Source organism: Streptomyces virginiae (genome assembly GCF_000720455.1).
GTDB lineage: Bacteria > Actinomycetota > Actinomycetes > Streptomycetales > Streptomycetaceae > Streptomyces > Streptomyces virginiae.
In genome coordinates this window covers 63,597-83,305 of record NZ_JOAK01000025.1, presented here as the reverse complement: position 1 = coordinate 83,305, position 19,709 = coordinate 63,597, and the positions used below count along the sequence as shown (strand labels likewise).

22 protein-coding genes are annotated in these 19,709 nt (G+C 71.2%); 9 read left to right on the top strand and 13 right to left on the bottom strand.

Going from position 1 to position 19,709, the window contains the following annotated elements:
* The first annotated feature begins 91 nt into the window (after nt 1–91).
* A complete protein-coding gene (locus IG86_RS0129475) occupies nt 92–472 on the top strand; it encodes a winged helix-turn-helix transcriptional regulator (RefSeq protein WP_030825106.1) in 381 nt (126 codons plus the stop codon).
* A 170-nt stretch (nt 473–642) separates the two neighbouring features.
* The gene (locus tag IG86_RS0129470) at nt 643–1,371 is read left to right on the top strand and encodes an SDR family oxidoreductase (protein WP_030825103.1); all 729 of its coding nucleotides are present in this window, start codon (nt 643–645) and stop codon (nt 1,369–1,371) included.
* Between the two features lie 657 nt (nt 1,372–2,028).
* Here the strand turns inward: IG86_RS0129470 and IG86_RS0129465 are convergent.
* The 9 genes from IG86_RS0129465 to IG86_RS0129425 form a co-directional block, all read right to left on the bottom strand.
* A complete protein-coding gene (locus IG86_RS0129465) occupies nt 2,029–2,715 on the bottom strand; it encodes a class E sortase (protein ID WP_078848433.1) in 687 nt (228 codons plus the stop codon).
* 135 nt (nt 2,716–2,850) lie between these two features.
* Nucleotides 2,851–4,527, bottom strand: a complete 1,677-nt coding sequence (gene abc-f, locus IG86_RS0129460) for a ribosomal protection-like ABC-F family protein (protein ID WP_030900875.1) — start codon at nt 4,525–4,527, stop codon at nt 2,851–2,853.
* A 326-nt stretch (nt 4,528–4,853) separates the two neighbouring features.
* Complete coding sequence (gene glpK, locus IG86_RS0129455; RefSeq protein WP_030825094.1) at nt 4,854–6,371, bottom strand: glycerol kinase GlpK; 1,518 nt, start codon at nt 6,369–6,371, stop codon at nt 4,854–4,856.
* Between the two features lie 131 nt (nt 6,372–6,502).
* Nucleotides 6,503–7,351 carry an MIP/aquaporin family protein gene (locus IG86_RS0129450; protein ID WP_030825091.1) on the bottom strand — a complete coding sequence of 283 codons (849 nt, stop codon included), beginning with the start codon at nt 7,349–7,351 and terminating at the stop codon, nt 6,503–6,505.
* A 404-nt stretch (nt 7,352–7,755) separates the two neighbouring features.
* Nucleotides 7,756–7,989, bottom strand: coding sequence for a DUF6479 family protein (locus IG86_RS0129445; protein ID WP_045936981.1), 234 nt, complete (start codon nt 7,987–7,989; stop codon nt 7,756–7,758).
* A 49-nt stretch (nt 7,990–8,038) separates the two neighbouring features.
* The gene (locus tag IG86_RS0129440) at nt 8,039–8,452 is read right to left on the bottom strand and encodes a DUF3618 domain-containing protein (protein WP_078848432.1); all 414 of its coding nucleotides are present in this window, start codon (nt 8,450–8,452) and stop codon (nt 8,039–8,041) included.
* Complete coding sequence (locus IG86_RS0129435) at nt 8,449–8,862, bottom strand: phage holin family protein (protein ID WP_030825082.1); 414 nt, start codon at nt 8,860–8,862, stop codon at nt 8,449–8,451. The genes IG86_RS0129440 and IG86_RS0129435 overlap by 4 nt, the downstream gene beginning before the upstream one ends.
* A gap of 86 nt (nt 8,863–8,948) precedes the next feature.
* The gene (locus tag IG86_RS0129430; RefSeq protein WP_030825080.1) at nt 8,949–9,986 is read right to left on the bottom strand and encodes a YihY/virulence factor BrkB family protein; all 1,038 of its coding nucleotides are present in this window, start codon (nt 9,984–9,986) and stop codon (nt 8,949–8,951) included.
* An 80-nt stretch (nt 9,987–10,066) separates the two neighbouring features.
* Nucleotides 10,067–11,065, bottom strand: coding sequence for a magnesium and cobalt transport protein CorA (locus tag IG86_RS0129425; RefSeq protein ID WP_030825078.1), 999 nt, complete (start codon nt 11,063–11,065; stop codon nt 10,067–10,069).
* Between the two features lie 137 nt (nt 11,066–11,202).
* Between IG86_RS0129425 and IG86_RS0129420 the strand changes: the two genes are divergently transcribed.
* Nucleotides 11,203–11,826, top strand: coding sequence for a flavodoxin family protein (locus IG86_RS0129420; protein ID WP_030825075.1), 624 nt, complete (start codon nt 11,203–11,205; stop codon nt 11,824–11,826).
* 216 nt (nt 11,827–12,042) lie between these two features.
* Here IG86_RS0129420 and IG86_RS0129415 read toward each other — a convergent pair whose 3' ends face one another.
* Nucleotides 12,043–12,780, bottom strand: a complete 738-nt coding sequence (locus IG86_RS0129415; protein WP_030900872.1) for an SDR family oxidoreductase — start codon at nt 12,778–12,780, stop codon at nt 12,043–12,045.
* A gap of 127 nt (nt 12,781–12,907) precedes the next feature.
* Here IG86_RS0129415 and IG86_RS0129410 point away from each other — a divergent pair, with 127 nt between their 5' ends.
* Together IG86_RS0129410 and IG86_RS0129405 are read left to right on the top strand one after the other, a co-directional pair.
* Nucleotides 12,908–13,480 carry a TetR/AcrR family transcriptional regulator gene (locus IG86_RS0129410; protein ID WP_030900870.1) on the top strand — a complete coding sequence of 191 codons (573 nt, stop codon included), beginning with the start codon at nt 12,908–12,910 and terminating at the stop codon, nt 13,478–13,480.
* Nucleotides 13,481–13,748: 268 nt separating this feature from the next.
* On the top strand, nt 13,749–14,114 hold the full coding sequence (locus IG86_RS0129405) for a hypothetical protein (protein ID WP_030825065.1): 366 nt from the start codon (nt 13,749–13,751) through the stop codon (nt 14,112–14,114).
* A gap of 52 nt (nt 14,115–14,166) precedes the next feature.
* Here the strand turns inward: IG86_RS0129405 and IG86_RS0129400 are convergent, their stop codons facing one another.
* Entirely contained in the window at nt 14,167–14,607 is a 441-nt protein-coding gene (locus IG86_RS0129400) for a CBS domain-containing protein (RefSeq protein WP_030825061.1), read from the bottom strand.
* 185 nt (nt 14,608–14,792) lie between these two features.
* Here IG86_RS0129400 and IG86_RS0129395 point away from each other — a divergent pair, with 185 nt between their 5' ends.
* Entirely contained in the window at nt 14,793–16,043 is a 1,251-nt protein-coding gene (locus IG86_RS0129395; protein ID WP_030900868.1) for a cytochrome P450, read from the top strand.
* A 281-nt stretch (nt 16,044–16,324) separates the two neighbouring features.
* Entirely contained in the window at nt 16,325–16,708 is a 384-nt protein-coding gene (locus tag IG86_RS0129390) for a VOC family protein (RefSeq protein WP_030900865.1), read from the top strand.
* Between the two features lie 92 nt (nt 16,709–16,800).
* Here the strand turns inward: IG86_RS0129390 and IG86_RS42535 are convergent, their stop codons facing one another.
* The gene (locus tag IG86_RS42535; RefSeq protein WP_030825053.1) at nt 16,801–16,983 is read right to left on the bottom strand and encodes a DUF6381 family protein; all 183 of its coding nucleotides are present in this window, start codon (nt 16,981–16,983) and stop codon (nt 16,801–16,803) included.
* A 142-nt stretch (nt 16,984–17,125) separates the two neighbouring features.
* Between IG86_RS42535 and ppk2 the strand changes: the two genes are divergently transcribed.
* Nucleotides 17,126–18,094 carry a polyphosphate kinase 2 gene (gene ppk2 / locus IG86_RS0129380; RefSeq protein ID WP_030825050.1) on the top strand — a complete coding sequence of 323 codons (969 nt, stop codon included), beginning with the start codon at nt 17,126–17,128 and terminating at the stop codon, nt 18,092–18,094.
* Between the two features lie 119 nt (nt 18,095–18,213).
* Nucleotides 18,214–18,609, top strand: a complete 396-nt coding sequence (locus IG86_RS0129375) for a hypothetical protein (RefSeq protein WP_030825047.1) — start codon at nt 18,214–18,216, stop codon at nt 18,607–18,609.
* Here the strand turns inward: IG86_RS0129375 and IG86_RS0129370 are convergent.
* A complete protein-coding gene (locus tag IG86_RS0129370; RefSeq protein ID WP_045936721.1) occupies nt 18,570–19,547 on the bottom strand; it encodes a helix-turn-helix transcriptional regulator in 978 nt (325 codons plus the stop codon). The genes IG86_RS0129375 and IG86_RS0129370 overlap by 40 nt on opposite strands.
* Nucleotides 19,548–19,709 lie beyond the last annotated feature (162 nt).

Genomic DNA, 19,709 nt, shown 5'->3' with positions numbered 1-19,709 from the left:
CGCCGTTCTCGCTCTCTTGTGGTTACTCGGAAACCGTAGGAGAGTGGCCGCTGACATGGAAGAACGCACTTTTCAGTGACTGGGGAACCTCATGGTGACCAAGCAGTACACAGGCTCGCCCGACGAAGCGGACCTGCGGCGCGCGGACTCTCTGGGGCGGGAGATCTTCTCGGACATCGCCAACAAGTGGGCGCTCCTGATCATCGAGACTCTGGGGGACGACACCCTGCGCTTCGGCGAGCTGCGCGATCAGGTCGAGGGCATCAGCCACAAGATGCTCACCCAGAACCTGCGCATGCTGGAGCGCTACGGTCTGGTCGAGCGGACGGTGCACCCCGTCGTGCCGCCACGGGTCGAGTACACCCTCACCGAGCCGGGCCGGGCCCTGCGGGTGACGATCGACGGCCTGTGCGACTGGACCCACCGCCACATCGGGCACATCGAGGCCTCACGGCAGCGCTTCGACGCCTGACGGGCCGGAGCACGGCGGACGCCGAAGGGCGCGCGGGACACGCCGAGAGCGCGCAGCCATGAGTGGGTTGAGCAAACGCGGGACGGATACGCGGCCCTGACCTCACATCAGACAACCCCAGAGGGATCATGTGGCATATTTCGGGCACACCTCCCGACGGAAGGCATGTCATGAAGTTCGCGGTCATCGGCGGTACCGGGCTGATCGGGTCGCAGGTCGTCACGCATCTGAACGCCGCCGGGCACGAGGCGGTGCCGCACTCGCAGTCCACCGGAACCGACGTCATCAGCGGCCAGGGACTGGACGAGGCGGTGGCGGGGGCCGACGTCATCGTCAACCTGACGAACTCCCCGACCTTCGACGAAGCCTCCCTGGCCTTCTTCCAGACCTCGATGGACAACCTTCTGGCCGCGGGCGAGAAGGGCGGCGTCCGTCACTTCGTCATCCTCTCGATCGTCGGCGTGGACCAAGTGCCGGAGCTGGACTACTACCGGGCCAAGGTGCTCCAGGAGGACGTCCTCACGGCCGGATCGATCCCCTACTCGATCGTCCGCGCGACTCAGTTCATGGAATTCATCGACGCGATCCTGTCCTGGACCGCCGACGGCGACACCGTCCGGCTGCCCGCCACCCCGATCCAGCCGATCGCCTCCAAGGACGTGGCCGACGCGGTGGCAGAAGTCGCGGCGGGCGCCCCGCTGGGGGGTATTCGCAACATCGCCGGACCCGAGGTCTTCTCCCTGGACGAGTTGGGCCGGCTCACCCTGTCCCACAAGTCCGACAGCCGCACCGTCGTCACCGACCCCACCGCCGGCATGTTCGCCGTCGTCAAGGGGGACGTCCTCACCGACAAGGACGCCCACCTCGCCCCCACCCGCTATGCCGACTGGCTCTCCTGAACCTCCCAGCCGGTAGAAGTACGGGATTCCGATCATCGCCCGGACGAGGTGGCCACGGGCGGCAGAACGCTCGTGAGCCCAGGGCATGGGCGCCCCTTGCGAGCCCGCGTCGCTCGTGACCACCCTCGGTGGCGACCAGTTCAACCGGGCCGACGGACAAACGGATTCCCCAGTCGCCCCGCGGCCCCGTATCAGGACGGGCAGCATTCGCCAAGTCCCGAAATCCCGCAACCTGACGAGCTTCGACTGAGTGGACATGCTTGAGCGGGGTTCTTACAGAATCCTGGGCCAGACGCACGAGCGAAATCCTTGGGCAGAGTGGCCGGCACGTCGCATCAGCTCGAAAGGATCCCAAACCCATGAGTGGAACCGTCAAGTGTTCGAACTGTCACCGGCCGATGGAATCAGGTTGGCTGTCCATATGGAATCCCATCGCTCTCCTGAACTTCGTCAACTGGCAGCCGGTCAGGCCTGGATACGCCCGGTTCCGTAGGCCGGAGGGCTCCGAGAAGGTCATCGTCCCTCGTGCAGGCGGCAGGGGTTGCCCCAGAGCTCGCATCTGCCGGCCGTGCAAGAGCGTCACCTTCTCCTACGCGGCGGACCAGCTCGACTGACCAGGAGAGACGCCTCCACCGGAGGAACCGGGACGGCAGCGGCTCAGGTCGTCCTGGTCCCGCGGAGGACGCCTATCTTGTCGATGCGGTGTTCGGGGTTGCCCTGGGCGTCGCTCCAGAAGTTGCCCTCGGCGTGGTCCTCGGGGGTGGCGCAGGTCGAGATCGTGATCATGGCCTGGGTGGGGGTCGCGCCGGGTGAACCGGGTACCGCCGCGCGCTGCTCCTGCAGTGACTGCGCCGAGCGGAAGGAGGTCTTGCGGGTCGCGACGATCTCGTAGGTGTACTCCACCCCGCCCACCGTCACGCGGACCGTGTCGCCCGTGCCGACGGCGGTCAGGTTCCGCAGCGGACCGCCGGCCGACAGGCGGTGCGCGGTGACCAGGAAGTTCCCGACCTGGCCCGGGCCGACCCCGCCCCGCTTCCCGTACGGGCTGGCCGCGAGCCCGCGGTCCTGGATGCGGGTACCGGGGACGTCGTCGGTGGTGCCCTCGTACGGGACCACGCGCAGCCCGGATATGCCCGCCGCGGGTATGGAAAGCGTCGAGTCCTGGGTGCGGACGTCGACCGGGACGGGCGAGACGGGGGCGGGAGCGGGCGTCGTGGTGGCCGCCACCGGCTGCGGCGGGGCCGCGGGGCCGGCGGCGGCAGAGGGCCCGCAGGCCGCCAGCAGGGCGGTCACGGCTCCGGCCAGCACGACGGGGACGGCTCGGGGCGGGAACGGCAGGGGCATGGGCGCATCCGTGGGGGTCGGTCGCCCGGGTCGAGCGGCAGGTGGGTGACCCGGTTGACGGTCAGGGTGACATACGGAGCAAGCAGTCCATAAGGGTCCAGGCCTGTGACCTCCCTCCCCCACGCCCCCGGCGTATCAGCGTCCGCGGCCGGCTCGCAGCTCCAGCCGCTCGCCCGGGAACCGGTCGCGGAAGCCGCGGTCGTGCGAGACCGCGACCACCGCCCCCGGATACGCCGCGAGGGCCGCCTCCAGGTCCTCGACCAGGTCGAGGGCGATGTGGTTCGTGGGCTCGTCCAGTACGAGGAGGTCCGCCGGCCGGGTCACCAGGTTCGCGATCTGCAACCGCCGCTGCTGCCCCGCGGACAGGGCGGCGACCGGGACGTGCAGGTCCTCCTCGCGGAACAGACCGAGTGCCAGCAGCCGGTCCGCGTGCTCCTCGGGCGGTCCGGGCCGCCCGGCCGCGTAGGCGGCGAGCAGCGGGAGCCGGGTGGAGCGGGCGGGCAGCTCCTGAGCGAGGTAACCGATCCGGGCGGGGCGGCGCACGGATCCCGCGTCGGGCTCCAGGTCCCCCGCCAGGATGCGCAGCAAGGTGGTCTTTCCGGCCCCGTTCTCGCCCGTGACCAGCAGCCTCTCCCCCGGCCCGACGGTGAGCGGGCCGTCGAGGCGCAGCCTCCGCCCGACCACCACGCCGTCGAGCTCGGCGAGCGGGCCGCCCGCCCGCTCCCCGGCGGTCCGCTGCCCGCCGGTCCGCTGCCCGCCGGCCGTCGTCGGCAGCGCCGCCGCGAACCTCAGGGGTTCCGGCGGCGCCGCCACCGGGTTGCGGCGCAGGTGGGCCAGCCGCTCGCGGACGGCCCGCACCTGGCCGCCGAGCTTGGCCTCGTGCGACCGGCGGTGTTTGCCGAAGCCCTGCCGCGGGTCCTTGCCGGTGCCCGCCAGGCGTTTCGCGGCGGCCGCGAGCAGTTCCTCGGTGCCGGCGATCTCGTCCAGCCAGTCCGCGTGCTCCTGCCGTGCGCGGCGTCGGGCGGCCGCCTTGGCGGCGCGGTAGCCGGCCCAGCCGTCGCCGTACCGGTGCACGGTGCGCGCACCGCGGTCGACCTCCAGGATGGTGGTGGCGATGCGTTCCAGGAAGCCGCGGTCGTGGGTGACGGCGACGACGGTGCCCCGGTGCGCGCGCAGGTGCTCTTCGAGCCAGTGCACGGCCGCCGCGTCGAGGTGGTTCGTCGGCTCGTCGAGGAGGAGCAGCTCGGGGGCGGCGGCCAGCACGCAGGCGAGCGCGAGCCGTGACTGCTCGCCGCCGGAGAGCGAGCCGAGCGTGCGGTCCCGGGCGGTCCCGGCGAGGCCGAGACCGTACAGGGCGGCGTCGACGCGGGTGTCCGCCTCGTAGCCGCCGCGTTCCTCGTACGTGGTCAGCAGCTCACCGTATGCGTCGAGTTCACCGGGGGACGCGTCGGCCAGGTCCTGCTCCGCCGTGCGCAGCCGGCGCTCCATGTCGCGCAGGTCCGCGAGGGCGAGGTCGACGGCGTCCTGCACGGTGTGGTCCGGGTCGAGGTCGAGGGTCTGGGTGAGGTGGCCGGTGCCGCCGGCGAAGCTGACGGTGATCTCGCCCGAGTCGGGCGGCTCGGCCGCGGCGAGGAGTCGTAGCAGGGTGGATTTGCCGGAGCCGTTCTCGCCGATGACGGCGGCCTTCTCGCCGGGGCGGACGGTGAAGGAGACCTGGTCGAGGACGGTACGGGTGCCGTAGGCCTTGGTGACGTCCTTGACGGACAGCTGCGCCACGGCAGCGGGCACGGCGGTGTGGGCGCGTTCGCGCATGGGACTTCCCCTGATGACGTGAAGGGTCTGGGGCGTGGCCGCGAAGGAGCGCCGACCGCCGGGAGGGGCGGCCGCACGGAGGTGCGGGCGCCGGGCAGGAGGGCTTGGGGGACACGCCCTACGGGCGGTGGAAGGCGGCGGTGGCCGCCGGGCCCGGAATCAGGGGAAGCGGTAGAAGTCCATGTGCCGACCATAGCAAGACGATGCGTCTCGTCTCAGCGTATTTACGGCGGCCCGCACGGCCGCGCCGCACCCCCCGGGGAGCAGAGAGGGGGCGCGGCGCGGGACGGCACGGGGACGGGGACGGGGACGGGGACGGGGACGGGCTATTCGACCTTGGCCCAGTCGAGCGTGCGCTCCACCGCACGCTTCCAGCCCTCGTACCCTTCGGTGCGCCGTTCCTCGGACCACTGGGGCTCCCAGCGCTTGGACTCCTGCCAGTGGGTGCGCAGTTCGTCCGTGTCCCGCCAGAAGCCGGTGGCGAGGCCGGCCGCGTAGGCGGCGCCGAGCGCCGTGGTCTCGGCGACGACGGGACGGCTGACCGGTACGCCGAGGATGTCGGACTGCGTTTGCATGCACAGGTCGTTGGCGGTGACGCCGCCGTCGACCTTGAGCACGTCGAGGTGCACGCCCGAGTCCTGTTCCATGGCCTCGACGACGTCGCGGCTCTGGTAGCAGATGGCCTCCAGAGTGGCCCGCGCCAGGTGGCCGTTGTCGTGGTAGCGGGCGAGGCCGACGATCGCGCCACGGGCGTCGGAGCGCCAGTACGGGGCGAACAGGCCGGAGAAGGCGGGGACGAAGTAGATGCCTCCGCTGTCCTCGACCGTCCTGGCCAGGCGTTCGCTCTCACCGGCATCGGTGATGATCTTCAGCTGGTCGCGCAGCCACTGCACGGCGGAGCCGGTGACCGCGATCGAGCCTTCGAGGGCGTAGATCGCGGGGCTGTCGCCGAACTGGTAGGCCACGGTGGTCAGCAGGCCGTGCTGCGAGCGGACCAGCTCCGTCCCGGTGTTGAGGACCAGGAAGTTGCCGGTGCCGTAGGTGTTCTTCGCCTCGCCGGGCGCGAAGCAGACCTGGCCGACGGTGGCCGCCTGCTGGTCGCCGAGCACACCGGTGATGGGAATGGCCTCCCGCAACGGCCGGGAGGTGCGCGTCCGTCCGTACGCCTCCGGGTGGGAGGACGGGTTGATGGTGGGCAGCATCGACCGGGGGATGTTGAAGAAGCCGAGGAGCTCGTCGTCCCAGTCGAGGGTCTCCAGGTCCATGAGCATGGTGCGGCTGGCGTTGGTGACGTCGGTGGCGTGGACGCCTCCGTCGGGGCCTCCGGTGAGGTTCCACAGCACCCAGCAGTCGGTGTTGCCGAAGAGGGCGTGCCCCTGCTCGGCCGCCTCCCGCACCCCGTCGACGTTCTCCAGGATCCACTGGATCTTGCCGCCGGAGAAGTAGGTGGCCGGGGGCAGGCCCGCCTTGCGGCGGATGACGTCGCCCTGGCCGCCGCGCTCCAGTGCCGCGGCGATGGAGTCGGTACGGGTGTCCTGCCAGACGATCGCGTTGTAGTACGGGCGCCCGGTGCGGGGGTCCCAGACGACGGTCGTCTCGCGCTGGTTGGTGATCCCGACGGCCGCCAGGTCGGAGGCGTCGAGGTTGCCGTGCCGGAGGGCGTTCTGGATCACCGAGTTGGTGCGTTCCCAGATCTCCACCGGGTCGTGTTCGACCCATCCCGAGCGGGGGAGGATCTGGGAGTGCTCCAGCTGGTGCCTCGCCACCTCGTTGCCGGCATGGTCGAAGATCATGAAACGGGTGCTCGTGGTCCCCTGGTCCACTGCGCCGACGAAGTCAGCCATGGGGTGCCGCCTTCTCTTGAGGATGCCGTGTGTGCGGGCCGAGGCCCGGACGGGTCCGTGGAGCCATGCGGATCCACGGACCCGGGACGGGCCGGGTCGGACGGGCCGTGGCGCGTCCGCCCCGGGTGCGGTCAGCCCTCTTCCGGTGCCGGTACCCGACCGGGAGGCTCCGGTTCGGCGGTCGGCAGGAACCGGCCGATGAGGAACTTGTAGGCAGCTGCTCCGAGCACGCCACCGATGAAGGGGCCGATGATCGGGACCCAGAAGTAGAGGTTCCCGTACTGATCTCGCCAGGCCCCGCCGTAGCCGGTGAGGAAGCTCGCCAGGCGGGGGCCGAGGTCACGGGCCGGGTTGATCGCGTAACCGGCGTTGGTGCCCCATGCCATGCCGATCGCCACGACGATCAGGCCGACGATGAACGGGGCGAGGTTGGCGCCGGGGGGCGTGCCCAGCAGGTCCGTGACGGCGAAGATCAGGAACAGCAGGAGGGCGGTGCCGATGATCTGGTCGCGCAGTGCGCCCCATTCGGTCACCGGCAGGTTCGTGTTCCCGTTGGCCGGGAGCGTGGAGAAGACACCCTGCGTCTTGATGGTGTGACCGGGGTCGGCCTTGGCCAATGCCTCGGTGTAGTTCCAACGGACGAGCAGGGCGGCCACGAAGGCTCCGGCGAGCTGGGCGACGGCGTAGGGGGCGACCTTCTTCCACGGGAAGCCCTTGAACGCGGCCAGCGCGACGGTCACCGCGGGGTTGAGGTGAGCACCGCTCAGCCTCGCCGCGACGTACACGCCCAGGGTTACGCCGAGACCCCAGGCCCAGGCGATGCTGTCGTGGTTCCCGAGACCGCCCGCGGGGTCCGTGAGGGCCCCGCCGGCGACCACTTGGGCCACCACACCACAACCGAAGAGGATAAGGATCATGGTGCCGGCGAATTCGGCGAAGAGTTCGCCGACCAGACCCGATCTATGGAGGCGCTCCGTCATGGGTGCCCTTTTCCGCCGGGCCGAAGGCCGGCTTCGACTGCCCCGAGTCCTCTGTTTGACCGCAGCACGGAATGCCCCCGCGCGCGAAATGCCGATCCGGCCTCACGCAGCGCACATGCCCGTGTGCGGGTACATCCATATTCCTCTTCCCTCCGCCTCCGCGCTCCTCAACCGGAGCCGTATGGGGCGTGACAGGGCCCGGCCGGGGTGACTACAGGCGCCGGCCGGGCCCTGCGTGCGCGGGATTCCGAGGATTCCTGTCCCCACGCTGACACAAGCGGCTACATTCCGCATCATTTCGACTACTGCGTGCAATGCGACGGGTGGATCGGGTGGCGGCCCGCCGTGAACCCGCCGTCGCCGCGCGCGGAGCCGACCGGCCGGTTCGTGCCGGGGCGGCCGGTTCAGGCGCGGGGCCCGTGGCCCCCGGCGCCGTCGTCCTCCGGCGTCTGCCAGGAGTCCTCGCGGCCCCGCGCCACGGGATTCTGATCGGCCGACCGAGCGGGGGCCCGGCGCCGCGCGGCACGCCGGCTGCCGTACCAGAAGGCGCCGATCAGAAGAACGGCCACCACCACTCCGGCGAAAATGAGGAACAGTGCGCCTTGGCCTTCGGCCGCGAGAATCTCGGTGGGAGTCATGACCCGCGCCTACCCGCAATCGCCGGGCTTACGGGCCCGCCACGGGCTTTCACCGGCATCCGCGGCCGCGCCAGACCAGCAGGACGACCAGCAGGGCCGCGCCGGCCACGAGCAGCGGCTTGCGGTTGGCGCGTGCCGTCGACGCGACCCTGCCCGCCGCGTCCAGGACCGGATCGGGCGTCGCGTCGTGCACCAGCTGAGCCGTGTGCGCGGCCTTGTCGTGGATCCGGTCGGCGACCTGCGCGGTCTTCTCCTTGGCCTGCGCCTTGACGTCGGCCTTGCCCGCGAGCGCCTCGATGGTCTGCCCGAGTTCGTCACGCGTGCGTTCGACCTGTTCGCGCAGCTCGTCTGGGGTGGGCGTGCCGATGTCGGTCCGGCGCTCGCTGGATGCGTCAGATGCCTCGGATGCGCCGGGTACGTCGGGTGTGTTGGGCGTGTTGGGTGTGTTGGGTCCGTCGGTCATCGGTGTGCCTTCTCCCTCATCTCGGCCAGGTCGGCCTTCACGCTGTCGATGGTCTGCGCCGGCACCGGGGAGCCGGCCCTGGCCACCTGCTTCTTCCCTGCCACAGCCATCACCGCGGCGACGATCGCCAGCGCCACCGTGATGATCAGGGCCGAGGCCCACAGCGGCAGTACCAGCGCGAGGGCCGCGATACAGGTCGCCGTCAGGGCCTGCGCCGCCAGGAATCCCAACATGCCCGCCGCGCCGAAGAGGCCGCCGCCTTTCCCGAAGCGCTTCCCTTTCTGCGTCATTTCCGCCCGCGCCAGCTGCATCTCCTCGCGGACCAGTTCCGAGATCTGCCGGGAAGCCCGCGAGACGAGGACGCTCACGGATTCATCGGCCACATGGGTCTGCCGTTCTATCGTGCTCATACGGAGCCACCCCTTCACGATGCATACGCCACTGTCGACGCGCGCCTACCCGATAAGCGCACCGGCACCCGTTCCACCCGGCCGGATCAGCGGTTCATGCGGCGGCGGTCCTCGGCGTTCCACGCGCGGGTGTCACGGGGGCGCACATAGGGTTCCTCGTCCTTGGGCATCCCTCCGGCCACCGCGCGCTGACGGGCCAGTTCCGCGTCGAATTCCAGCCCGAGGAGGATGGCCAGGTTGGTGATCCACAGCCAGATCAGGAAGACCACGACACCCGCGACGGTTCCGTACGTCTTGTTGTAGGAGGCGAAGTTCGCGACGTAGAACGCGAAGCCGGCCGAAGCCGTCATCCAGATCAGCAGGGCCAGAAGGCTGCCCGGAGTCACCCACCTGAAGCCGCGCCCCTTCGCGTTCGGCGCCGCCCAGTACAGGAGCGCGATCATGATCGTGACGAGGAGGACCAGGGCGGGCCATTTGGCGATCGACCACACCGTCAGTCCTATGTCGCCGATCCCGAGGGCGTCGCCCGCCTGCCGGGCCAGACGGCCGGTGAAGACCACGATGAGCGCGCCGGCGCAGGCGAGCACCATCAGCGTGACGGTGAGCGCGAGGCGCAGCGGCAGCACCTTCCACGCCGGGCGGCCCTCGGGCACGTCGTACACGGCGTTCGCGGACCGGATGAAGGCGGCCACGTAGCCGGAGGCGGACCACAGCGCCACGACGAGGCCGACGACGGCCATCAGCGATCCGACGCCGCTGCGGCCCTGCAGTTGCTCGACCGCGTCCGTGATCACGTCCCGGGCGGAACCGGGAGCCAGCTGCTGGAGGTTGTCCAGCACTCGCCCGGCCGTCGACTCGCCGGCCAGGCCCAGCAGCGACACGAGGACCAGGAGGGCCGGGAAGATCGCCAGCACTCCGTAGTAGGTCAGTGCCGCGGCCCGGTCGGCCAGCTCGTCATTGCCGAATTCCCCGGCCGTGCCGCGGAACACCGCTTTCCAGGAGCGTGCGGGCAACTCGGTGGGCTCGTCCGGGGCGCGTTCCTCGACCAGTGCGCTCGGGCCGGCGTCGGTCTCGCGCTCGCGCTCGCGCTCGCCGCTGTGGCCCTGGTTCGGTGGAGTTCTCATGCCGTGCGGCTGTCCAGCGCGGCGCCGGTCATGTCAGTCCGGCCCGGGGCAATTCGCGCTCGGCGCCGTCCGCCCCGCCCTCAGAGCCAGCCGTTGCGCCGGAAGGCGCGGTAGAGGAGGCCCGACGCCGTCGCCATGAGGCCGACGGCGAGCGGGTAGCCGTAGCTCCAGCCCAGTTCCGGCATGTGCTCGAAGTTCATTCCGTAGACGCCGGCGACCATGGTGGGGACGGCGAAGATCGCGGCCCAGGCGGAGATGCGCCGCATGTCGTCGTTCTGCCAGGTACCGACCCGTGCTTGCTGTGCGCCGAGCACCGCGTTGAGCAGTTCGTCGAGGGTCCGCACCTCGGTTTCGGTGCGGTGCAGGTGGTCGGCGACGTCGCGGAAGTACGGCAGGACCTTCGACGGGCGGCGGTCCTCGCCGCTCAGGCCGCTCAACAGGCCGCTCAGGACCGGGACCAGCGGCTGGACGGCATCGCGGAACTCGCGTACCTCCCGTTTCAGCGAGTAGATGTCCTCGGTGTGGTCGACGCGGGAGGCGGAGAAGACGCGGTCCTCCAGCCGTTGGAGTTCGGCGCGCACCGTCTCGGCGGCCTCGCTGTAGGCGTCGACGACGACGTCGAGTACGGCGTGCAGGACCGAGAGGGGGCCGGACCGCAGCATGGACGGGTCGGCGGCCAGCCGGTCGGCCGCCTCGGCCGTCGGGTCCACTTCGCCGTGCCGGACGGTGAGGACGTAGCGGGGCCCGACGAAGAGCATCAACTCGCCCGTCTCCACGGCCGCTTCCTCCTCGACGTACCAGAGGGTCTTGAGCGCAACGGCCAGTACGTCGCCGAAGCGCTCGCGCTTCGGGCGCTGGCGTGCCTGGACGGCGTCCTCGACCGCCAGACGGTGCAGACCCAGCTCCTCGGCCAGCTGCACGAGTTCCCCCTCGGCCGGGTCCACGAGCCGCACCCAGCCGAATTCGCCGCCTTCCAGTCCCCGCAACCGTTTCAGCACCAGCCGGCAGGCCTCGTCGTCAAGGCCGCACTCGACGGTTTCCGACCGCCCGGACAGTTCCTCGTACACCACGCATTCCATGGGTCGCGCCTGCCCGGATTTCCCATCGGTGTGCAGTGACGCCCGTCGCGCGTGGCCCCGGCGTCACCGATCGAGCCAGAAGGGATTAATCGTCTTACTTACGACATCAAAGCCGGGGGCGAGGGTAGCCGGACACCATGGACCCCAACAGGAACACTCCGCTCCGCGCTGTCGCGCTCGTTTGCACCCTCACCCCCTCCCCCGCTCCGTCCAGCTCCCAGCTGCTGGCGGAACAGACGATGGCGGCGCTCGCCGAACACGGCGTCACGGGCAAGACCGTCCGCATCGCCGACCACGACGTGAAACCCGGCGTGCAGACCGACATGGGCGACGGCGACGCCTGGCCGGAGATCCGCGACACCATCCTCGGCACCGACATCCTGATCCTGTCGACGCCGATCTGGCTCGGGCACCCGTCCAGCATCGCCCAGCGCGTCCTGGAACGCCTCAATGCGGAGATCTCCGAGAGCGACGACGAGGGCCGCATGCTGACCTACGGCAAGGTCGCCGCGGTCTGCGTCGTCGGCAACGAGGACGGCGCGCACAAGGTCAGCGCCGACCTCTTCCAGGGTCTGAACGACGTCGGCTTCTCCCTCGCCCCGAACGCCGTCACCTACTGGGTCGGCGAGGCCATGCAGGGCACCGACTACCAGGACCTCGACAAGACGCCCGAGAAGACCGCCGCCACGACGGCCGCACTCGCCGCCAACACCGCCCATCTGGCCCGACGACTCAAGGGCACCCCGTATCCGGCGAGCTGACCGGCGGTTCCGCACCCGTGCACGGCCCCGGCGGCCGCAAGGAGAAGGATCATGACGAAGAAGCAGGCACCCCGCCGCCGTGCCGCTCGTTGCGGCCGATCCCGGCCCCGCGCTCTCCCAACTGGGCGGTGCGTGCCCTGTGAGGCACGACGTACGGCCCTGATCGCGCTGGTGCGGTCAGGGCCGTACGTCGTGCGATCGGGGCCGTGGGTGCGGTCAGGCCTGCGCGGTGGGCCGGACGACGATCTCGCCGACGTCGACGCCGTCGGGCTGCTCGATCGCGTAGGCGATGGCGGAGGCCACGGCCGAGGGCGGCATGGCGATCTCGTCGCGCTGCCGGACCATCGCGGCGGCCACCTCGGGGCCGGCTCCCTTCCCGACCCCCTCGGTGTGGGTGAAACCGGGCGAGACGAGGGTGACGCGCAGGTCGGGGCCCGACTCCTGGCGCAACCCCTCCGTGAGCACCTTCACCGCCGTCTTGGTGGCCGCGTAGACGGCCTGCGGGGACTTGACGACGTGGGCGGCGGTGGAACCGACGTTGACGAAGTGGCCGGAGCGCTGTCGGCGGAAGACGGGCAGTGCCGCCCCGATGCCGTTGAGCAGACCGGTGATGTGAGTGGAGACCATGGCGTCCCAGTCGTCCTGGCGCAGGTCGTCGAAGGGCGAGACGGCCATGGTGCCGGCGTTGGAGACGAGGACGTCGAGCCGGCCGAACCGCTCGACGGCCGTGTCCGTCAGGCGCCGTAGGTCCTCGCGGCGCGTGACGTCGACGATGACGCCGACGGCGGTGCCGCCCCTGGCCGTGATGCGGTCCACGACCGCGTTCAGCCGGTCCTCGCGCCGGGCGCCGAGCACGAGCCGGGCGCCCCTTTCGGCGAGGTGGGCGGCGGTCGCCTCGCCGATACCGCTGCTGGCGCCCGTGATCGCGACGACCTTGCCCTGGATGCCCGACATGAGCGGCTCCCCCGTTGGCTCTTTGTGACTTACAGTGAAAGCGGGGAGTCCCCCATTTAACTTGAGACTAAGTGGGGGGTACCCCACTTAGCAACCCGCGGGCACGAAGAGGGAAGGGCGGACACCGATGTCAGAAGGAGCGCAGCGGCCGTTGCGGGCCGACGCACGGCGCAACAGGGAGAAGATCCTCGCCGCCGCCGTGCGCGTGTTCACGGCACAGGGGCTGGACACGCAGATGGAGCGCATCGCCAAGGAGGCGGGCGTCGGCAGCGCGACCCTGTACCGGAACTTCCCCACCCGGGAGGCCCTGGTCGAAGCGGTCTACCGCAACGAGCTGGCGCACCTGTGCGACGCGGCCCGCCTTCTGCTCGCGCAGAACCCACCGCTGGAGGCCCTTCGCGCGTGGACGCGGCTCTTCCTGGACTACGTGACGGCCAAGTACGGCATGGTCGACGCCCTGCGCGCCATCGCCGCGACCGGGGGCAACCCGTACGGTCGGAGCCGGGAGATGATCCAGGCCGCCATCGGCACGCTCATGGACGCGTGCGCGGCCGCCGGCTCGATCCGTACCGACATCGGGCCCGCCGACATCGCCGCCGCCCTCGAAGGCATCGCCCTCACCTCGGCGGGGGCGGAGCACCGCAGGCAGGCGGAGCGCCTGCTCGACCTCACTCTGGACGGCCTCACGATCCGCCGGTGAGCTGACGTGGCGGTGCCCCGGCCGCGCAGTGGCGGGGGGAGGCCACCACGCGGCTCGGGTCCGCTCGGGGGGTCCGCGCCGCTCACCGCCGCGGACCCCCGTGAACACGCTTATGGCCCGACTCCGTGGACGCAAACGCTCCGGGCACGATTTCTTTTTTCCGCGTGGAGGGGCCCGCTGCGGGCAGGCGCGCCCTCGACGGGGACCCCTCGGACGCCTTGGAGCCGGGGATCCCCCCGCACCGTTTCGAACGAAGGAGTTGTTCCGCATGGCGGAGAACGTGTGGGCCTACCGCACCGGCATCGAGTACCTGGCGGCCGACCTCACCGGCTACGGCGTCGAGGCGCTCGACGGCGCCGTCGGCAAGGTCGACAAGCACTCCGACGAGGTCACCGACGCCTACCTCGTCGTCGACACCGGAGTGTGGATCCTCGGCAAGGAGGTCCTGCTGCCGGCCGGCCTGGTGACCCGTATCGACCACGCGGCGGAGAAGGTCTACGTGGACCGGACGAAGGACCAGATCAAGGCCGCCCCGGAGTTCCACCGGGACGAGCACCTCGGGAACGCCGAGCACCGCGAGGCCCTGGGCACGTACTACCTCGCCGGCATGCCCTTCGGCGTCCCGCCGGCCTGACCCCGCCTGACGGACGGCCTGACGTCCGGCCTGACGACGCCGCGCGGCAGCGTCACCCTCCGCGCGCCCGCTCCTCGGCCGCTGCCGCTGCCGCGATGGAGGCGAGCGGCGACCCGGGGTCCCGCTCGACCTCCAGGTCGCCCAGGGTGACGATGCCGACGAGTTCGCCGCTCCCGGTCCGCACGGGCAGGCGCCGCAGCGCGTGCCGGCGCATGAGGTCGACGGCCTCGTCGACGTGGTCGTCGGGCCCGACCGTGAGCGGTTCGGTGCTGCATATCGCCTGCACGGTCGTCTCGGCCGGGTCGCGGTCCTCCGCGAGCCCGCGGACGACGAGGTCCCGGTCCGTGAGGATGCCGCAGAGCCGGCCCTCTTCGACGACCAGTACGTCCCCGATGTCGGCGTCCCGCATCACCCGCGCCGCCTCCGCCAGTGAGGTCAGGCGCTCCACGGTCACCGGGTTGCGCGTCATCACCTCGTGCACTCGTCGGGTCATCGGTCCTCCCGATGGTCGAAGCGGCAATGCGGCACCGCGCGGCTCGGCCCGGTAGGGCTCGGCTCCTGCCGCGCTGCGTCTACCCCCTCCTACGGTGAGGTAGGCCCTGCGGCGTCGTTCCAGTATCCGGGTGAAAGCGACGGGGCGCGTTGTGTGTGGGCGGCCGCCCCGGGTAGCCGCACCCCATGCCGACACTCAAGAACCCCCCGTCCGTATGGACCGACGGCACTCTCTCGCTGCTGGCGCAGGGCTACGCCTGGCTTCCCGACCACATGCGCGCCTCGGCGGACGGCACGGTCCGCACCCGCCTCCTCGGCCGCCGGACGGTCGCGCTGCGCGGCCCGGAGGCAGTCGCCTTCTTCTACGACGAGCAGCACGTCCAGCGGCGGGCCGCGCTCCCGGACCCGGTGCTCGACACGCTGTTCGGGCAGGGCGCCGTGCACACCCTCGACGGGCTCGCCCACCGGGTCCGCAAGGCGATGTTCCTGTCCCTGCTGAAGGACGACAAGGGCATCGAGGCGCTGCGGGAACACGTCCTCCTGCGCTGGCGGGAGGCCGTCGGCCGGTGGCGGGCGGAGCCGGAGGAGTCGGTGGTGCTCTTCGACGAGACCGCCAGGGTCCTCGCCCTGGCGGTCTGCGACTGGACCGGCGTGCCCGTCACCGGGGCGGGCGGCGCGCAGCTGGCGCGGGACTGCGTGGCGATGGTCGACGGATTCGCCACGGCCGGCCCGCGCCACCTGCGCGCCCGCCACGCCCGCAAGCGGCAGGAGGAGGCGCTGGGGCGACTGGTCGCCCGCGTGCGCGAGCAGCGGGAAACGGCTCCCGACGGCAGCGCACTGGACGTGGTCGCCCGGCACCGCGACGCCGACGGCGCCGTACTGGACCCGCGTCCGGCGGCCGTGGAGCTGCTGAACATCATCCGGCCGACCGTCGCGATCGCCTGGTTCGTCACCTTCGCCGCGCACGCCCTGCACCGGTGGCCCGAGCACCGAGGCCCGCTCCGCGGCGACGCGTCAGGGCACCTCGCCACCGGATTCGCCCATGAGGTCCGCCGCTTCTACCCCTTCGCGCCGTTCGTCGGCGGGCTCGCCGCCCGCGATCTGCAGTGGCGCGGCGAGATCGTTCCGGCGGGCACGCTGCTCCTGCTGGACCTGTACGGGCAGCATCACGACCCGCAGTTGTGGGCCCACCCGTACCGGTTCGATCCCCACCGCTACGCGGCCGGGGAAAGCCTGCGCCATCTCATCCCCCAGGGCGGCGGCGACGCGGCCGAGGGTCACCGCTGTCCGGGCGAGGACATCACGGTCACGCTGTTGACGGCCCTCGTCACGGAGCTGGCCGGACTCGACGTCCACGTTCCCGACCAGGACCTGACCATCCCGCTGTCGCGGATGCCCACGCTCCCCCGCAGCGGCTTCCGGCTCCGCCTCGCGTAGAGGGGAAGACGCGGGCGCACGGCGATTGCGGAGCGGACACGAGGGCCCCGACCGGCCGGGGGGGGATGGCCGATCGGGGCGGCCCCAGCCGGCCGGGGGGAGGCGGGCCGGGGCGTTCACGGGCGGGGGCGGGAAGGGCGTCGCCTCACGGCGGAGGGCACTGCACCGGATCGGGCCGGGGACATCGCCTCCCGCGCCCACACTCAAAGAACGCTCAACGACCTGCGGTTGTTCCCCGAAAGGAGTGGCGCTCGCCGTGAAGATCAGCAAGGCTCGCACACATGGTTTCGATAGTGCAGAACGTGGCGGTCGACTGTGCCGATGCTTACGAGCTGGCCCGGTTCTGGAGCAGCGTGACGGGCCGGCCGCTGCATCCGGACGTCAAACCGGGTGACCGGGAGACCCTGGTGCTGCTGGCGGAGGGCCCGGTGCTGTACTTCAACCAGGTTCCCGAGACCAAGACGATCAAGAACCGGATCCATCTGTGCCTGCGCCCCGAGACCGCGCGCGACCAGGAGGTGGACCGGTTGCTGGGCCTCGGCGCCACTTTCGTCGCCGACCACCGCAATCCCGACGGCTCGGGCTGGGCGATCCTCGCTGATCCCGAAGGCAACGAATTCTGCGTCCTGCGCGGCGATTCCGACCGGGCGACCGCAGACTCCTAGGCCGCGCCTCTCGGGTCAGGCAGACGGGATCAGGCCTGCCTGACCCGGCCTGCCTGATCAAGCCTGCCTGACCCGGTCCGACCTGCCGGACGCTACATCGGGTCCATCGTGGCGCCTTCCGCGCCACCCAGCTCCTGGCACCTCACGCGCAGGGTCACAGCCTTCTCCATCAGCTGCTCCCGCTCCGCGGGATCGGCCCGCTGTGCCTGCAGTTCCAGCTCCTCGGCCTGCTCCCGCAGCCTCCCGGCCTCACTCGCCTGCTTGTCACCGCTCACGTTCAGTCCTCCTCCGGCACGTGTCGTGCGATCTGCCCCGCGATCCCCTGATGTGCCCCTGCCCTGCCCTTGCCGGGTCAACCGCCGAGAGTGGACGCGCGCGCCACGCCATACGTGTCCGCAGTCGGGGTAGGCGCGTGGCGTGAATGATCCCCATCCCCACCGGCAGGTGTCCGACGACCTGCTCTCCGGCCTGAGCGTGGACGACCGCAGGCCGGAGCAGCCCGTTCTGCTGGACGCGTCCGGCGCGCCCATCCGTACCTGGCAGGAGAACTATCCGTACGACCGCAAGGTCAGACGCCGGGAGTACGAGCGGGCGAAACGGATCCTGCAGATCGAACTCCTGAAGCTGCAGCGCTGGGTCCGGGAGACCGGTGCCCGGCTGGTGGTGATCTGCGAGGGCAGGGACGCGGCCGGCAAGGGCGGCACGATCCAACGCTTCACCGAGCGGATGAACCCCCGCGGGGCACGGATCGTCGCCCTGGCCAAGCCGACCGAGCGGGAAGAGGGCCAGTGGTACTTCCAGCGGTACGTCGGCCACCTGCCGGCAGCCGGTGAGATCGTCTTCTTCGACCGTTCCTGGTACAACCGCGCCGGCGTCGAGAAGGTCATGGGGTTCTGTACGCCGGACCAGTACGAGCTGTTCCTGCGGCAGTGCCCCGCCTTCGAGGCGATGCTCGTGGAGGACGGAGTGCTGCTGGTCAAGTTCTGGTTCTCGGTCTCCCGCGCCGAGCAGCGCACCCGCTTCGCGATCCGCCAGGTCGATCCCGTGCGGCAGTGGAAGCTGTCGCCCACCGACCTGGCCTCTCTGGACCTGTGGGACGCCTACACCACTGCCAAGGTGGCGATGTTCCGTGCGACGGACACCGCTCACGCGCCGTGGACGGTGGTCAAGAGCAACGACAAGCGGCGAGGCCGTCTGGAGGCCATGCGCAGCCTGCTGTGGCGCATCGACTACGACCGCAAGGACGAGGAGGCGGTCGGCCGTCCGGACAGCCTCATCGTCGGCGCCGCCGACACGCTCCTGGAGTCCGGTGAAGAACCCACCGACCTCTCCCCCACTCCCCTGGCCGGGCCGCACCTCGGGCCCGGGCTGCACCCCAACCCCTGACCCCGTCCCGGGCGACGCGTCGGGCTGCCGCATCGCTCACAGCATCGTTTTCCGGCTGCCGCCCGGATCCCTTCGCGCAGTGGCTTTTGCCGCGGGCGCCGGTTCGCTGAAGTGGAATCATGCATCCCACACAGGCCGCAACGGACGCCGAGCTCCCGGAGGACGGAGGCGACGACGAGTGCGAGCGGGTCAGGCGGGTCCTGGACCGCGCGGGGTTCGACACGTCGACGCCCACGGAGGACGGCCTGCGGGTGTGGACGGCCGCCGAGGGGGTGATGGTGGGGTGGGTCGCCCGTGAGGTGTTGCGGCCCACCGTCCAGATACACGGCCACGAGGACGACATCGGCCGGCTCACCTCCCTGACCGGCCTGCACAAGGCGCTCCGGACGGCTCTGGCCGTGATCCTGCGCGAGGCGGGCCTCGACGCCTCCGTGCACGGGGAACACCTCGTCGTCGTCCGGCCCGCGGACACCGGTCAGGATCCGGCGAGCGCGTCCCGGGGACGGACTCCGTAGGCCTCGCGGTAGGCGGCGGCGAAGCGCCCCTGGTGGTGGAAGCCCCACCGGTGGGCGATGGCCGTGACGGTGTCCCGTGCGGGATCCGCCGCGACGAGGTCGGCGTGCGCCTGCGCCAGGCGTACGCGGCGCAGGTAGGCCATGGGGGTCGTGCCGAGGTGGCGTCGGAAGGCGTACTGGAGGGCCCGTGGGGTGACGCCTGCGGCGGCAGCCGCATCGGCCAGGCCGATCTCGGCCGCGGGGTGCGACTCGATGAACGCGACGGCGCGGCGGACGGTCTCGGACGTCGCGTCGCGGGTGTCCGCCAGTACGGGCTCGGGGCGGGCGTCGGCGGGGAAGGCTGCCAGGACGGTGGCGGCGAGCAGCCTGGCGGCGGCGTCGACCACCAGGGGTGCGGCGCCCTCCGGCAGGGCCAGGACGCTCGCTTCGACGTAGTCGACGGTCCGCTTCCACTGGTCGGCCATGGCGCGGGTGACGGGGGTGAAGCGGGTGAAGCGCAGCGGGCGGGACTTCTGCCCGGCCGGGCGACCCGCGGCTTCCTGCACGAGCGCGAGCGGCACCGTCACGGCCCGCAGTTCGGCGTGGTACACCCGGCCCGAGTACGGGAGGTGGGGCTGCGAGATCGCCAGGACGTCGCCCGCGCCGGCCCGGGTGACGTCGTCCGCGCACTCCCGGACCATGCGGCCGCCGACGACGTGCGTGATGGCCACGGCACCGAGGGGGTCGGTGGCGTAGGAGTACTCCGTCGGCAGCGCCAGCGTACTGAGCGACAGCGGGCCGGCGCTGGTGCGGGAGTACTGGAACGGACGGTGGGGTGTGGGCGTGCGCATGCGCAGGCTCGTTCCGTACGCCGTCTTCAACCAGTCGCGGGCGACGTCGACTTCGGTGGTCCGGAAGCTCCGCCCGCCCGCCGGCCTTTCCTGCGGCTGCTGTGGCATGGCAACGGACGTCCTGTCGTGTGGCGGGGCGCGGCACGGAGGAGCAGCGCGATCTCAGGGTAGGCCGACGGGCGGACACGACGTGCCGGTTCGAATCAACGGGGGCGGTCCTGCCACGGGTTGAGCGGAAGGCCACGGCGCGCACGACAGCACGCCGGGCCG

Excerpts from the sequence above, each read along its gene's own strand:
- IG86_RS0129395 (WP_030900868.1), top strand. The coding sequence starts at position 14,793 with ATGCCGACACTCAAGAACCCCCCGTCCGTATGGACCGACGGCACTCTC.
- IG86_RS0129405 (WP_030825065.1), top strand. The coding sequence starts at position 13,749 with ATGGCGGAGAACGTGTGGGCCTACCGCACCGGCATCGAGTACCTGGCG.
- IG86_RS0129415 (WP_030900872.1), bottom strand. The coding sequence starts at position 12,780 with ATGTCGGGCATCCAGGGCAAGGTCGTCGCGATCACGGGCGCCAGCAGC.
- IG86_RS0129450 (WP_030825091.1), bottom strand. The coding sequence starts at position 7,351 with ATGACGGAGCGCCTCCATAGATCGGGTCTGGTCGGCGAACTCTTCGCC.
- IG86_RS0129390 (WP_030900865.1), top strand. The coding sequence starts at position 16,325 with ATGGTTTCGATAGTGCAGAACGTGGCGGTCGACTGTGCCGATGCTTAC.
- IG86_RS0129375 (WP_030825047.1), top strand. The coding sequence starts at position 18,214 with ATGCATCCCACACAGGCCGCAACGGACGCCGAGCTCCCGGAGGACGGA.
- IG86_RS0129410 (WP_030900870.1), top strand. The coding sequence starts at position 12,908 with ATGTCAGAAGGAGCGCAGCGGCCGTTGCGGGCCGACGCACGGCGCAAC.
- IG86_RS0129430 (WP_030825080.1), bottom strand. The coding sequence starts at position 9,986 with ATGAGAACTCCACCGAACCAGGGCCACAGCGGCGAGCGCGAGCGCGAG.
- IG86_RS0129470 (WP_030825103.1), top strand. The coding sequence starts at position 643 with ATGAAGTTCGCGGTCATCGGCGGTACCGGGCTGATCGGGTCGCAGGTC.
- abc-f (WP_030900875.1), bottom strand. The coding sequence starts at position 4,527 with ATGCGCGAACGCGCCCACACCGCCGTGCCCGCTGCCGTGGCGCAGCTG.
- IG86_RS0129400 (WP_030825061.1), bottom strand. The coding sequence starts at position 14,607 with ATGACCCGACGAGTGCACGAGGTGATGACGCGCAACCCGGTGACCGTG.
- IG86_RS0129440 (WP_078848432.1), bottom strand. The coding sequence starts at position 8,452 with ATGACCGACGGACCCAACACACCCAACACGCCCAACACACCCGACGTA.
- IG86_RS0129475 (WP_030825106.1), top strand. The coding sequence starts at position 92 with ATGGTGACCAAGCAGTACACAGGCTCGCCCGACGAAGCGGACCTGCGG.
- IG86_RS0129435 (WP_030825082.1), bottom strand. The coding sequence starts at position 8,862 with ATGAGCACGATAGAACGGCAGACCCATGTGGCCGATGAATCCGTGAGC.
- IG86_RS0129465 (WP_078848433.1), bottom strand. The coding sequence starts at position 2,715 with ATGCCCCTGCCGTTCCCGCCCCGAGCCGTCCCCGTCGTGCTGGCCGGA.
- IG86_RS0129445 (WP_045936981.1), bottom strand. The coding sequence starts at position 7,989 with ATGACTCCCACCGAGATTCTCGCGGCCGAAGGCCAAGGCGCACTGTTC.
- IG86_RS0129420 (WP_030825075.1), top strand. The coding sequence starts at position 11,203 with ATGGACCCCAACAGGAACACTCCGCTCCGCGCTGTCGCGCTCGTTTGC.
- IG86_RS0129370 (WP_045936721.1), bottom strand. The coding sequence starts at position 19,547 with ATGCCACAGCAGCCGCAGGAAAGGCCGGCGGGCGGGCGGAGCTTCCGG.
- IG86_RS0129425 (WP_030825078.1), bottom strand. The coding sequence starts at position 11,065 with ATGGAATGCGTGGTGTACGAGGAACTGTCCGGGCGGTCGGAAACCGTC.
- glpK (WP_030825094.1), bottom strand. The coding sequence starts at position 6,371 with ATGGCTGACTTCGTCGGCGCAGTGGACCAGGGGACCACGAGCACCCGT.